Genomic DNA, 14,168 nt, shown 5'->3' with positions numbered 1-14,168 from the left:
ATTAAGCGGGTGTAGTTTAGTGGTAAAACTACAGCCTTCCAAGCTGTTGTCGCGAGTTCGATTCTCGTCACCCGCTTTGAACGAAAGTTCATACCAAGTTTTTGAACTTGGGCGCGTAGCTCAGGTGGTTAGAGCGCACGCCTGATAAGCGTGAGGTCGGTGGTTCGAGTCCACTCGTGCCCATTAATAGGAGAATTACTCAAGAGGCTGAAGAGGACGGTTTGCTAAATCGTTAGGTCGGGTAACCGGCGCGGGGGTTCGAATCCCCCATTCTCCGTGAGTTAAGAGAGCTGTTAGGCTCTTTTTTGTAAGCAAATCCCCCTTCTAAATCGTTAAAAGGGGGATTTGTTTATTACCAATTTGTTAGTGATATTTCTCCGCTATTTAGCCAGATAGTATGTTTATCTTCAAGTTCAACTTGAAGTTGACCAGATTCTGAGATTTCTTTTGCAAGTCCTTTTTTAAATTTTCCATCTAGCTGGAAGGTAACTTCTTTTCCAAGAACTATTGATCTTTCTTTATAGATATAAAGTAGCTCATCTGAATCCGTATTGTAGAAACAATTCCATATTTCGCTTATGAGATCATTACGACTAATTGGTGTAGGTGCCATAAATAGGCTACCTGCTTTTTCTTTTAGGTCTTCTGGGAAGTCTGCTATAGAAAAATTTATACCAAGTCCGATAATGACGTCTGTAACCAAGCCTGTCTCAACTGATGTCATCGCTTCGGTGAGGATACCTGCTATTTTTTTATTTTTACAGTAGATATCATTTACCCATTTGATATCTACTTCTATCATAGTTAGATTTTTAATGGCTTTGCAGACTGCAGCTACCACAAGAAGAGTATAGGATGGGAGTTTTTCATAGGGAAGGTTTGGTTGAATATGCAGAGACATATAGATCCCGCCCTGAGATGGAGAATAGTAGGGGCGCTGAAAGCGGCCACGACCTGCTGTTTGACAGGTTGAAAGATAGAGTGTGTTTCCTTGGTTTCCAGCCTCAATCCCTTCTTTTGCATCTGTTTGGGTTGATTTGGTCTCAGGTTTGTAGCGAATGGTTAAGTTGGTGTTCTCTTGAATCAATTCAGGCAATATCAAATCGCCTTGAATAAGCTTGTAGCCTCTATTTTTGATGCTGTCAATTTCTAGGCCTTCTTGTTGAAGACGTTGGATCGCTTTCCATATGGATGTACGGCTTAAATTCAGTTCTTCTCCGATTTTTTCTCCGCTAACATAATCGTTTTCTCTAGCTAATATTTGGTAGACTAGTTGGTGTGATTTCATTGATTTTCCTTTCTAGCTAAGATGGAGTGAGAGTATTCATTTCGAGTTTGACTAGGTGTTTTATGAAAAAACTGTTTGTAGGCTTTTGAGAAATGTAGTGGATCTGAAAAACCCACAGAATATGCAATGACTTTGATCGTTTCATTGGTGTGTTCTAGTAACTGTTGCGCACGCTTCATTCGAACGAAAAGTAAATACTCTTTTGGAGAGAGTTGGTGAAATGCTTTAAACACACTAGTTAAGTAACTTCTATGAACCGATAGCTCTTTAGCTAGATCTTGAATGGTGAGCGATCGTGGATAGTGACTATCAATTAATTGTTTGCAGTCAAGATAGAGTTGGTGGGTTGATGAAATATTCTCTTTTTTTTGATTGGGAGCAATCGTTCCTAGATGAAACATTAGTTCATGGAGTTGTCCCATGATGTGGAGTTGAGCCAATTCATTTGATTTTGTAATCTGAGCGAAACGGACAATATCTGAGATGAGTTTTGCAGTTGTCTGGGTATGACAGTTATTTGACTGGATGAGGTAGGATTGGTCAGAAATTTGAGATAGAGCAAAGTAGTCAGGTGCCCTCCCACCAGTGATCCCCAACCAGTAGTAAGCCCAAGGATCCTGGTTATCTGCTTGATAGAATGTTAATTCATCTGGTTTTAGTAAAAAGAAATCTCCTGCCTTTAAATCAACAATTTTCCCCTTATAATGGAATTGACCTTTTCCTTTAGTAATGTAATGGAGTACATAGGTATCTCGAATAGCTGGGCCAAAAGAGTAGTTAGGCGTACATTCTTCATAACCGTAAAAGCTAAGAGAAAGGTCAATTGTTCCAGTCTGGTATTCTGAAAAAACGAGCATGTGCCACCTCCTACCTAACATTTTACCATATTCTTGAGACATTTTTCTATTTTGGAAAGCGCTTTTATTTGTTAAAATTTTATCAGGAAATCGATGAGGTACAATTTATGGGAATTCGGATAGAGAATAATCTATTTTACGTTGAGAGTAAAGGTTTAAGTTTGATTATTGAAAATAGAGATGGGTACTTATTATTAAAACATTTAGGAAAGACTATTAAGGACTATAGGGGTTCTAATAGTGTTTATGAACGCGATCATGCTTTTTCTGGTAATCCAACAGCTACCAATCGAACCTTTAGTTTGGATACGCAACGTCAAATTTTTGGACAACATGGTTTGGGTGACTTTAGAAAACCAACTTTACTGGTTCAACATGATGCAACTGAAGTAACAGACTTTCGATTTGTAGAAGCAAAGATTTTAAAAGGTCAGAATGGTCCACAGGGCTTACCTTCTCCTCACAGCATGGATGATACAGAGACGCTTGTCTTGATTTTAAAAGATTTTCAAGCTAAACTTAGTCTGACTTTGTATTATACAGCTTTTGATAATGATGCGACAATTGCTAGTTACAGCAAATTGGAGAATAATAGTAATCAGGAAGTTGTCATTCATAAGGACTTTTCTTTTATGGCTGATTTTCCTGCTGCAGCTTACGAAATAGTGACTTTACAGGGAGCTTATGCTCGTGAAAAGACTGTTCGACGTCAACAGGTAGAACAAGGAATCTTTTCGATTAGTTCGAACCGTGGAGCTTCTGGGCATGCTCAAACACCAGCTCTTCTATTATGTGATCAAGGAGTTACAGAGGATGCTGGGAATGTGTTTGCTCTACAACTACTGTATAGTGGAAACTTCGAAGCTTTTGTCCAAAAGAATCAACTGAATGAAGTTCGGGTGGCTATTGGAATTAATCCAGAAAATTTTTCTTGGAAGTTAGATCCTGAGAAAAATTTTGAAACACCGGTAGCTTTAGTGACCTATTCAGATAAGGGATTAACTGGTATCAGTCATGAAAGTCAGAATTTTGTACTTAAGCACATTATGCCAAGTAAATTTTCTAAAAAAGAGCGTCCAATTCTAATCAATAATTGGGAAGCTACCTACTTTGACTTTCAGAAAGAAAAACTGTTAGAACTGGCTGATGAAGCTAAGAAAGTTGGAATTGAACTTTTTGTATTAGATGATGGGTGGTTTGGTAATCGCTTTGATGATAATCGTGCTTTAGGTGACTGGCGTGTTAATGAGGAAAAATTGGGTGGAAGTCTAGAAAGTCTGATTTCAGCGATCCATGAAAGAGGTTTGCAGTTTGGGCTTTGGTTAGAACCGGAGATGATTTCTGTTGATAGCGACTTGTATCGTAAACATCCTGACTGGGCTATTCAGGTTCCAGGTTATGAGCATACCTATTCTCGAAATCAATTAGTACTTAATCTTGCCAATCCTCAGGTAGTAGAATATTTGAAAAATGTTTTAGATGAACTCCTCTCTCATCATAAAATTGACTACATCAAATGGGATATGAACCGCAATATCACTAATCTGGGGAATGGCTCAGCCTACTTGGATACTCAGATGCAGTCTCATCAGTATATGTTGGGGCTTTACGAACTCGTTTCTTATCTGACAGAGAAACACAGTCATATTCTCTTTGAGTCCTGCTCTGGTGGTGGTGGACGAAATGATCTTGGTATGATGCGTTATTTCCCACAGGTCTGGGCTAGTGATAATACTGATGCTATTGCACGCTTGCCAATTCAATACGGTTCATCCTATCTCTATCCAACCATTTCTATGGGGGCTCATGTGTCAGCAGTACCGAATCATCAGATGGGACGAATGACACCATTGGAAACTCGTGGTCATGTGGCAATGATGGGAAATCTGGGTTATGAGCTTGATTTGACAAGTTTATCAGATGAAGAGAAGGCTGAGATTGCTAATCAGGTGAACTTGTATAAAGAATTGCGACTAGTAGTCCAGTTGGGAAATCAGTATAGGTTAATCAATCCCGATGCTGAATCCAACGAAGCAGCTGTACAATTTAACTATGGAAATCAGACGATCGTAACCTACGTCCGAGTCCTATCAGTTGTGGAAACAATGGAAACCACCTTGAAACTGAAAGACTTAGAAGTGGAAGGGCTTTATGAGCTGGAAGGGACAAACATTGTTTACTCGGGTGCAGAGCTCATGTATGCAGGTTTAACTGTTACCTTATCACCAGGAGATTTTTTGAGTAGACAGTATAAATTCAAAAGACTATAATAAAAGCGTATAAATTTATCAAGGAGGCATTCCAATGAAATGGTATAAGAAAGCAGGTTTTCTTTTAGTAGCTGGGGCAAGTTTACTAGGCCTAGTGGCTTGTGGTCAGAACAATCAATCAACTGATGGCAAGGTAACGATTGAGTTTTTTAACCAGAAGACCGAGATGGCAGATACCTTGCAAAAGATAGTGGATGGTTTTGAAAAGGAACACCCTAATATTGATGTGAAGCTGACTACAGTACCTTCAGCTGGAATTGTGCTAAAGACTCGGATTTTATCAGGAGATGTTCCAGATATTATTAATATCTATCCTCAAAATATGGATTTTCAGGAGTGGGCGAAGGCAGGCTATTTTGCAGATATGACAGGAAAACCCTATCTTGAGAACATCAAGAATGACTATGCCGAAAAGTATGCAATCAATAGCAAGATTTATAGTGTGCCTTTAACGGCCAACCTTTATGGAATCTATTACAATAAAACGAAGTTTAAAGAATTAGGACTTGAGGAACCGAAGACTTTTAAAGAGTTTCAAGAGATTGTCAAAAAGATAAAAGATAGTGGGAATTCTCCATTTGCGGTTGCAGGCAATGAAGGCTGGACATTAAATGGTTACCACCAACTTTCTCTCATTACTCTTACGGGTAGTGGAGACGCGGCTAATAATTACCTTCGCTTTTCAAAACCAAACGCCATCTCTGCAGATGATGCTATTTTAAAAGCAGATGCAGAACGACTCGATTTATTAGCAGATAATGCTCAAGATGGTTGGCGTGGTGCCTCTTATAATGATGCGGTGGTAGCATTTTCGAGTGGAAAAGCCTTGATGATGCCACAAGGATCATGGGCATTAGCCGCAATTAATCAACAAGATCCAAAATTTGAGGTGGGGATGTTTGCTTTTCCTGGAGAAGAAGTAGGAAAAGAAGTCACTGTTGGTGCAGGGGATATGGCATTATCAACTTCAGCTACTACCAAACACCCTAAGGAAACCGAAGAATTTATCAGCTATATGACTAGTCCAAAAGCTATGCAGTCATACTATGATGTAGATGGATCACCTGTTGCGGTAAAAGGCATACAGGAAAAAGAAGATTCAGCGCTTGCAGCTATTTCTAAACTGGCATTTACGGACAAACATTATGTTTGGTTGGGCCAACGCTGGAACTCTGAAGAAGACTTTTTTAATCTAAGTACAGGTTACCTGATGGATAAAAATCTGAAAAATATGGCAAACAATCTCAATGCTTTCTTTAATCCAATGAAGGCAGATTTGGACTAGAATAGGAGTTAAGATGATATGGCTATTCGAAAATTTTTAAATAAATACTGGGGTTGGACTTTTTTGCTCATCCCGCTTGCATTACAAGCTATCTTCTTTTACTTTCCAATGGTACAAGGTGCTTTCTATAGTTTGACTAACTGGACTGGATTGACCTATAATTATAAGTTTGTTGGTTTGAATAACTACAAATTGCTGATGATTGATGGGAAATTCTTCACAGCCATAGCTTTTACTTTGATTTTAACTCTGGCATTGATTATTGGAGAGATTACGATTGGGATGGTTGTGGCACGAGCCTTAAATTCTAAGATGAAAGGACAGACCTTCTTTAGAGCATGGTTCTTTTTCCCGGCTGTTTTATCTGGTTTGACAGTTTCCTTGATTTTTAAACAATTTTTCAACTATGGTCTTCCAACGATTGGAAAAATTTTAGGAATTAGCTTTTTACAAGAGAGTCTATTGGGAACACCTGGCGGAGCGGTAGTGGCAACTATTTTTGTTCTTCTATGGCAAGGAGTAGCAATGCCAATCATTCTCTTTCTTGCTGGTCTTCAGAGTATTCCAAGTGATATTTTAGAAGCTGCATCAATTGATGGTGCAACAAGCAAACAAACTTTTTGGAAGATTGAATTGCCCTATTTACTGCCAACAATCTCAATGGTTTTTATCTTGGCTCTTAAGTCTGGTTTGACATCCTTTGACCAAATTTTTGCCTTGACGAGTGGTGGTCCAAATAATGCTACAACGTCTCTTGGACTTTTAGTCTACAACTATGCTTTCAAGAGTAATCAATATGGATATGCGAATGCAATTGCCTTGATTTTATTCTTAATTATTGGAATTGTTTCTCTTATCCAAATCAAACTATCAAAGAAATTTGAAATCTAATAGAGGAGTCCTACACATGAAAAAAGAAGAAAAATTGAATCAGTTTTGGAAATATGTCCTCTTGATAGTCGGTGGTATTCTTATACTTGTTCCTTTGTTGGTAACGGTATTTAGTTCTTTCAAAACAACTAAGGATATCATGAATCATTTCTTTAGTTTGCCCAATCCTTTTACGTTGAGTAATTATGAACGATTGATTTCGGATGGAATTGGAGGCTATTTCTGGAATTCAGCAGTTATTACGGTGTTATCATTGATTGTAGTGGCTTTCTTTATTCCAGCTGCAGCTTATTCCATTGCTCGAAATATGTCCAAGAAAAAAGCCTTTGCAATTATGTATTCGCTCCTGATCTTAGGGATATTTGTTCCATTTCAGGTGATTATGATTCCCATCACAGTTATGATGAGTAAACTCGGTCTAGCAAATATGTGGGGGCTAGTAATACTCTACCTAACTTATGCTATTCCACAGACTCTCTTCTTGTATGTTGGTTATATAAAAATCAGTGTACCAGATAGTTTGGATGAAGCTGCGGAAATCGATGGGGCTGATCGTTTTACAACTTATCGTCGAATCATTTTTCCAATGTTGAAGCCCATGCATGCGACAACTTTGATCATCAATGCTCTCTGGTTCTGGAATGACTTTATGTTGCCACTCTTGATTCTGAATAAGGATTCCAAGATGTGGACTTTGCCTCTCTTCCAATACAACTACCAAGGTCAGTACTTCAATGACTATGGCCCAAGTTTTGCATCTTATATTGTGGGAATTGTAACGATAACCATTGTCTACCTCATCTTCCAAAAACATATCATTTCAGGAATGAGTAACGGGGCAGTGAAGTAAAAAAGTGATTAGGGAATTTATAATTCCACACATAGACGAACGGTTCAGCTTGTTGACAATTCTATGTAGAAAACAAGAAAATAGTACTTAGTTGCTTGCAGTCTATATTAGTACTGAACAAAAATCTAAAAATATCTTTCATTTACGAAGCCAGGTCATATAAGACTTGGCTTTCATCAGAAAAAGGAGACCATCTATGACCATTCAAAATAAAACTATGTTGATTACTTACTCAGATAGTCTTGGAAATAACCTTAAAGACTTGTATGAGAATTTGGAAGAACATTTTGGCGATGCTATTGGGGGAGTGCACCTTCTACCATTTTTCCCGTCAACAGGTGATCGTGGATTTGCACCAGTTGACTATGATGAAGTGGATCCAGCGTTTGGTGATTGGGAGGATGTTAAGCGTTTAGGTGAGAAATATTATCTTATGTTTGACTTTATGATTAACCATATTTCTCGTCAATCGAAATATTATAAGGACTATCAAGAAAAACATGAAGCTAGTGAATTTAAAGATCTCTTTTTAAACTGGGATAAGTTTTGGCCGGAAAATCGTCCGACACAAGCTGATGTAGATTTAATTTACAAGCGTAAGGACCGTGCACCAAAGCAAGAGATTCTTTTTGCAGATGGTTCAGTAGAACATTTGTGGAATACCTTTGGTGAGGAGCAGATTGATCTTGATGTGACCAAAGAAGTAACGATGAGATTCATCCGTAAGACGATTCAACATCTAGCAAGTAACGGGTGTGATTTGATTCGTCTAGATGCCTTTGCTTATGCAGTGAAGAAATTGGATACCAACGATTTCTTTGTGGAACCAGATATTTGGGATTTATTGGACAAAGTTCGAGATATCGCTGCTGAGTATGGGACAGAGCTCTTACCTGAGATTCATGAACACTATTCGATTCAGTTTAAAATAGCGGACCATGATTACTATGTTTACGATTTTGCCCTTCCAATGGTGACCCTTTATACTCTTTACAGTTCCAGAACAGAGCGCTTGGCTAAGTGGTTAAAGATGAGCCCGATGAAGCAATTTACGACACTAGATACCCATGATGGAATTGGAGTGGTGGATGTCAAAGATATCCTGACTGATGAGGAAATTGACTATGCTTCAAATGAGCTCTATAAGGTTGGAGCGAATGTCAAACGTAAGTACTCTAGTGCAGAGTATAACAATCTAGATATCTACCAAATCAATTCAACCTACTATTCTGCGCTTGGAGATGATGATGTCAAATATTTCCTCGCTCGTTTGATTCAAGCTTTTGCTCCAGGCATTCCTCAGGTTTACTATGTGGGTCTATTAGCAGGAAAAAATGACTTGAAATTGTTAGAAGAAACCAAAGAAGGTCGAAATATTAATCGTCATTACTATAGCAAGGAGGAAATAGCAGAAGAAGTTCAACGTCCTGTGGTGAGGTCTCTTCTCAATCTATTTTCTTTCCGTAATCAATCAGAGGCCTTTGACCTAGAAGGGACTATTGAGATAGAAACACAAACAGCTCACAGCATTGTAATCAAACGTCAAAATAAAGATAAGTCCGTAACAGCAGTAGCAGAAATTGATTTGCAAAGTCAGACCTATCAAGTAGTGGAAAATGGCAGAAAAATTCAGTTCTAATGCTATATTAATGAAAGAGTTTTTTGTAGTGAAAACGTGTTCATTGTTCCCAAATGACGGAAAAAATGGTAGAATATAAAGATAGTTTAGCATTTATCTTCTGGAGAAATCCAGAACAGAAAGGATCCGTTTTGAAATCAATTGGATTACTGGATAAGATAAGAGGGCTTTCAAAAAAAGATTTCTTTTTGTATTTGATGATCATAAGTATCTTTTTACCTTTTTATTTGTTCTTAACGCTCTTTGCTTTATATTTGATAGGTTTACTTGTTACTGGGGAAATGAAGGGAATTATCAAAGGATTAGTCAAACATCCTGTACTTCTCTTTTTTATTGCCTACAGTAGTATCATCTCTATCGTCGTCAAGAACTGGCTTGGATTGGTTGCATCTTTACTGATGTTTCTCTTCCTCATTTTCTTTAGTTTCTACCAGAAACGTCTGACGCATGCTTTCTTTCGACTGATACTCCAGACAATCTTGTTTGGTAGTGTGCTCTCTGCTGTTTTTGCTACTTTGGAGCATTTCCAAATTGTAAAGAAATTTAACTACGCCTTTCTTTCGCCTAATATGCAAGTATGGCACCAGAACCGTGCAGAGGTCACCTTCTTTAATCCTAACTACTATGGGATCATTTGTTGCTTCTGTATCATGATTGCCTTTTACCTCTTTACAACGACGAAGCTAAGATGGTTGAAAGTCTTTTGTGTGCTAGCAGGTTTTGTGAATCTATTTGGTTTGAATTTTACACAAAATAGAACAGCATTTCCTGCCATCATCGCTGGTGCCATCATTTATCTCTTTACAACCATTAAAAACTGGCGTGCCTTTTGGCTCAGTATTGGAGTTTTCGGGATTGGCCTTTGTTTCCTCTTTTCAAGTGACTTGGGTGTCCGTATGGGAACGCTAGATTCTTCAATGGAGGAGCGTGTTTCGATATGGAATGCGGGTATGACTTTGTTTAAACAAAATCCGATTTGGGGTGAGGGTCCGCTGACCTATATGAATTCCTATCCGAGAATTCATGCACCTTACCACGAGCACGCGCATAGTCTTTACATTGATACTATTTTAAGTTATGGTTTGATTGGAACCATTCTCCTATCCATTTCTTCGGTTATTCCGGTTCACATGATGATGGATATGAGTCAGGAGTCTGGTAAACGACCAATTATCGGTCTTTATCTCTCCTTCCTGACAGTGGTCGCTGTACATGGAATTTTTGACTTGGCTCTCTTCTGGGTTCAGTCAGGATTCATCTTCTTGCTGGTTATGTGTAGCCTACCGTTGGAACATCGTACCTTGGTGTCCGAAATGACAGATTAAGTTAATAAATAGTGAAGATCTTCTACTCTAGGTAGGAGGTCTCTTTTGTTGGTGAAAATTATTTCTAAATCGAAATAGTTGACAGATGGAACGAGAGGTGTTACAATAAAAACAATTCGATATAGAAATAAATTGGAGAGATCATGAAGGATAGTCATTTGGTAGCCCACCATATTCGTTTGTTGAATGGGCGGATTTTTCAAAAGTTACTGAGTCAGGATCCTGAGGCTCTTTATCGGAGTGAACAGGGCAAGATTTTAGCGGTTTTATGGAATAGTGAAACGGGCTGTGCAACTGCGACAGATATTGCGCTGGCGACTGGTCTCGCTAACAATACGCTCACAACCATGATAAAGAATCTTGAGGAGCAAAACCTGCTCATCATTAGCCCATGTGGAATAGATAAGAGAAAGAAGTATGTCAAGCTAACGGAGCAAGGTTGGTCCCAGAAAGAAGTTGGCCATCGTATTAGTCAAAAACTGGATGCTATTTTTTATAAAGGATTCACTGAGGAAGAAATTCGCCAGTTTGAAAGTTATCAGGAACGCATTTTGGACAATCTGAAAGAGAAAGCAAATGAGGAATAAATCATGTCAAAACAAGTTGAAAATGCACAAAATCTATATATTCATGCTATTCAAGATGGACGAGTTGCTGAGGCTCAGGCCCAGTCTGTAGGAGATACCTACATTCAACACTCGACAGGAGTGCCAGATGGGAAAGAAGGGTTTGCGACTTTCTTTGCAAATTTCTTTGAGCGCCATCCCGAGCGTGAGATGAAGATTGTCCGCACTATTGAAGACGGCAATCTGGTCTTTGTTCATGTTCACCAATATCTCAATGGCGGGGAAGCTCAATGGGTGACGACGGATACTTTCCGTGCGGATGAGAACGGCCGTATTGTAGAGCATTGGGATGTCATTGACTACTATCGTGCTCCAGAAAATGGACAGTTAGACCAGATTTTTGGTGATTTTGAAATCATAGATTTGGATAAGACAGCAGAAAATAAAAGGTTAGTCCGTCGTTTCTTGACAGAAATCTTTCAAAACGGCGAACTAGAGCAGTGGAATGATTATGTGGCAGAAGATTTGATTCAGCATAATCATGAGATTGGCCAAGGAAGTCAGGCTTATAAAAACTATGTGGCTGAACATGGTGTCACTTTTGACTTTGTTTTCCAGCTTTTGGGACAAGGAAATTATGTGGTCAGCTATGGACAGACTCAGATAGATGGGGTGCCTTATGCTGAGTATGACATCTTCCGTTTGGAGAATGGCTTGATTGTGGAGCATTGGGATAATAAAGAAGTCATGCCTAAGGTAGAAGACTTGACCAACCGAGGAAAATTTTAAATTGAGGACAAAGAATGATTGAATACAAAAATGTAGCGCTACGCTATACAGAAAAAGATGTTTTGAGAGATGTCAATTTACGAATTGAGAATGGGGAGTTCATGGTTTTAGTTGGACCTTCTGGGTCCGGTAAGACGACCATGATTAAAATGATTAACCGTCTCTTGGAACCGACTGATGGAAATATCTACATGGATGGCAAGCGCATCAAAGACTATGACGAGCGTGAACTGCGTCTTTCTACAGGTTATGTTTTACAGGCCATTGCTCTGTTTCCCAATCTAACGGTTGCAGAAAATATTGCTCTCATTCCTGAGATGAAGGGCTGGACTAAGGAAGAAATTGCTCAGAAAACAGAAGAGCTTTTAGCTAAGGTTGGTTTACCGGTAGCTGAGTATGGGCATCGTTTACCTAATGAATTATCTGGTGGAGAACAGCAACGGGTCGGGATTGTCCGTGCCATGATTGGTCAGCCTAAGATTCTCCTCATGGATGAGCCCTTTTCAGCCTTGGATGCTATTTCGAGAAAACAGTTGCAGGTTCTGACGAAAGAATTGCATAAAGAGTTTGGTATGACAACGATTTTTGTGACCCATGATACGGATGAAGCTTTGAAATTGGCGGATCGTATTGCTGTCTTGCAGGATGGAGAGATTCGTCAGGTGGCGAATCCCGAGACGATTTTAAAAGCGCCTGCCACGGACTTTGTAGCAGACTTGTTTGGAGGTAGTGTTCATGGCTAATTTAATATCAACTTTTCAGGAGCGTTTTGGTGATTGGGTAACAGCCCTATCTCAACATTTGCAGTTGTCACTTTTGACCTTGTTACTAGCTATTTTTATTGCGATTCCCTTGGCTGTTTATCTTCGCTATCATGAGAAATTGGCGGACTGGGTCTTGCAGATTGCAGGGATTTTCCAGACAATTCCGTCTCTGGCCTTATTGGGACTTTTTATCCCCTTGATGGGAATTGGGACCTTACCGGCCTTGACAGCTCTGGTGATCTATGCGATTTTCCCAATTTTGCAAAATACCATCACTGGGCTAAAGGGAATTGATCCAAGTCTACAAGAGGCTGGGATTGCTTTTGGGATGACCAGATGGGAGCGTCTCAAGAAGTTTGAAATTCCACTTGCCATGCCTGTTATGATGTCTGGGATTCGGACAGCGGCTGTCTTGATTATCGGTACGGCGACCTTGGCAGCCTTGATTGGGGCTGGCGGACTGGGTTCCTTTATCCTTTTGGGAATTGACCGTAATAATACCAGTCTGATTTTGATTGGGGCCCTTTCTTCTGCAGTGCTGGCCATTGCCTTTAACTTCCTACTAAAAGTGATGGAAAAAGCAAAATTGAGAACGATTTTCTCTGGTTTTGCCTTGGTGACCATATTACTCGGTCTGTCTTATAGTCCAGCCCTCTTAGCTCAAAAAGAGAAAGAAAACTTGGTGATTGCTGGGAAATTGGGACCGGAACCCGAAATTTTGGCTAATATGTATAAGTTACTGATTGAAGAAAATACCAGTATGACTGCGACTGTTAAGCCGAATTTTGGGAAAACAAGCTTCCTCTATGAAGCTCTGAAAAAAGGGGATATTGATATCTATCCTGAATTTACCGGTACGGTGACTGAAAGTTTGCTTCAGCCATCACCCAAGGTAGGTCATGAGCCGGATCAGGTTTATCAGGTGGCGCGTGATGGCATTGCCAAACAAGATCATCTTGCCTATCTCAAACCCATGTCTTATCAAAATACCTACGCTGTAGCTGTTCCGAAAAAGATTGCTCAAGAATATGGCTTGAAGACCATTTCGGATTTGAAAAAAGTGGAAGGACAGTTGAAGGCCGGTTTTACTCTCGAATTTAATGACCGTGAAGATGGAAATAAGGGCTTGCAATCAATGTATGGTCTCAATCTCAACGTAGCGACCATGGAGCCAGCCCTTCGCTACCAGGCAATTCAGTCAGGTGATATTCAAATCACGGATGCCTATTCAACCGATGCAGAGTTGGCGCGTTATGACTTGCAGGTCTTGGAGGATGACAAACAACTCTTCCCACCTTATCAAGGGGCTCCACTAATGAAAGAAGCTCTTCTCAAGAAACATCCTGAGTTGGAGACGGTTCTCAATAAATTGGCTGGTAAAATTACTGAAAGCCAGATGAGCCAGCTCAACTACCAAGTCGGTGTTGAAGGCAAGTCAGCAGAACAAGTAGCCAAGGAGTTTTTACAAGAACAAGGTTTGTTGAAGAAATAGCTTGAAAATGCTAAACTCAACTTGGTTAAACGACCATATAGAAAAATGCTCAGACAATCTTGTCTGGGCTTTTTTGATATTAGAGTTACTAAATGTCATTTAAAATGGAAAATAATACTCAATGAAAATCAAAGAGCAAACTAGGAAGCTAG

The 14,168-nt window shown here is 39.5% G+C and carries 12 protein-coding genes and 3 tRNA genes; 13 read left to right on the top strand and 2 right to left on the bottom strand.

The genetic code is table 11. The features are described 5' to 3' along the window. The first annotated feature begins 5 nt into the window (after positions 1 to 5). The 3 genes from SORDD25_RS03520 (at position 6) to SORDD25_RS03510 (ending at position 277) form a co-directional block, all read left to right on the top strand. Positions 6 to 76, top strand: a tRNA-Gly gene (locus SORDD25_RS03520). A gap of 33 nt (positions 77 to 109) precedes the next feature. After that, positions 110 to 183: transfer RNA gene (locus SORDD25_RS03515), tRNA-Ile, on the top strand. 6 nt (positions 184 to 189) lie between these two features. Continuing rightward, positions 190 to 277: transfer RNA gene (locus SORDD25_RS03510), tRNA-Ser, on the top strand. A 75-nt stretch (positions 278 to 352) separates the two neighbouring features. Here the strand turns inward: SORDD25_RS03510 and birA are convergent. After that, positions 353 to 1,288 (bottom strand): bifunctional biotin--[acetyl-CoA-carboxylase] ligase/biotin operon repressor BirA, encoded by a 936-nt coding sequence (gene birA / locus SORDD25_RS03505; RefSeq protein ID WP_061852635.1) that lies wholly within the window; start codon positions 1,286 to 1,288, stop codon positions 353 to 355. Next, entirely contained in the window at positions 1,285 to 2,145 is an 861-nt protein-coding gene (locus tag SORDD25_RS03500; RefSeq protein WP_061852634.1) for an AraC family transcriptional regulator, read from the bottom strand. The genes birA and SORDD25_RS03500 overlap by 4 nt, the downstream gene beginning before the upstream one ends. A 107-nt stretch (positions 2,146 to 2,252) precedes the next feature. Between SORDD25_RS03500 and SORDD25_RS03495 the strand changes: the two genes are divergently transcribed. The 10 genes from SORDD25_RS03495 to SORDD25_RS03450 all read left to right on the top strand — a co-directional run bounded on the left by SORDD25_RS03495 (position 2,253) and on the right by SORDD25_RS03450 (position 14,016). Beyond that, positions 2,253 to 4,415, top strand: coding sequence for an alpha-galactosidase (locus SORDD25_RS03495; protein ID WP_061852656.1), 2,163 nt, complete (start codon positions 2,253 to 2,255; stop codon positions 4,413 to 4,415). 34 nt (positions 4,416 to 4,449) lie between these two features. Then, the gene (locus tag SORDD25_RS03490) at positions 4,450 to 5,700 is read left to right on the top strand and encodes an extracellular solute-binding protein (RefSeq protein ID WP_061852633.1); all 1,251 of its coding nucleotides are present in this window, start codon (positions 4,450 to 4,452) and stop codon (positions 5,698 to 5,700) included. Between the two features lie 18 nt (positions 5,701 to 5,718). Beyond that, complete coding sequence (locus SORDD25_RS03485; protein WP_061852632.1) at positions 5,719 to 6,591, top strand: carbohydrate ABC transporter permease; 873 nt, start codon at positions 5,719 to 5,721, stop codon at positions 6,589 to 6,591. Between the two features lie 16 nt (positions 6,592 to 6,607). Further along, complete coding sequence (locus SORDD25_RS03480) at positions 6,608 to 7,441, top strand: carbohydrate ABC transporter permease (RefSeq protein WP_000711271.1); 834 nt, start codon at positions 6,608 to 6,610, stop codon at positions 7,439 to 7,441. 196 nt (positions 7,442 to 7,637) lie between these two features. After that, positions 7,638 to 9,080 (top strand): sucrose phosphorylase, encoded by a 1,443-nt coding sequence (gene gtfA / locus SORDD25_RS03475; protein WP_061852631.1) that lies wholly within the window; start codon positions 7,638 to 7,640, stop codon positions 9,078 to 9,080. 131 nt (positions 9,081 to 9,211) lie between these two features. After that, a complete protein-coding gene (locus tag SORDD25_RS03470) occupies positions 9,212 to 10,405 on the top strand; it encodes an O-antigen ligase family protein (protein ID WP_061852655.1) in 1,194 nt (397 codons plus the stop codon). Between the two features lie 143 nt (positions 10,406 to 10,548). Beyond that, positions 10,549 to 10,992 (top strand): MarR family winged helix-turn-helix transcriptional regulator, encoded by a 444-nt coding sequence (locus SORDD25_RS03465; RefSeq protein ID WP_061852630.1) that lies wholly within the window; start codon positions 10,549 to 10,551, stop codon positions 10,990 to 10,992. Between the two features lie 3 nt (positions 10,993 to 10,995). After that, a complete protein-coding gene (locus SORDD25_RS03460; protein ID WP_061852629.1) occupies positions 10,996 to 11,760 on the top strand; it encodes a nuclear transport factor 2 family protein in 765 nt (254 codons plus the stop codon). A 14-nt stretch (positions 11,761 to 11,774) separates the two neighbouring features. Continuing rightward, complete coding sequence (locus SORDD25_RS03455; RefSeq protein WP_061852628.1) at positions 11,775 to 12,503, top strand: ATP-binding cassette domain-containing protein; 729 nt, start codon at positions 11,775 to 11,777, stop codon at positions 12,501 to 12,503. Further along, positions 12,496 to 14,016 carry an ABC transporter permease/substrate-binding protein gene (locus tag SORDD25_RS03450; RefSeq protein WP_049478412.1) on the top strand — a complete coding sequence of 507 codons (1,521 nt, stop codon included), beginning with the start codon at positions 12,496 to 12,498 and terminating at the stop codon, positions 14,014 to 14,016. Before SORDD25_RS03455 ends, SORDD25_RS03450 begins: the two co-directional genes overlap by 8 nt. Positions 14,017 to 14,168 lie beyond the last annotated feature (152 nt).

The organism is Streptococcus oralis (assembly GCF_001579525.1).
GTDB lineage: Bacteria > Bacillota > Bacilli > Lactobacillales > Streptococcaceae > Streptococcus > Streptococcus oralis_M.
Note: the sequence above shows the minus strand (reverse complement) of the source record. Positions and strands in the feature narration are given on the sequence as shown.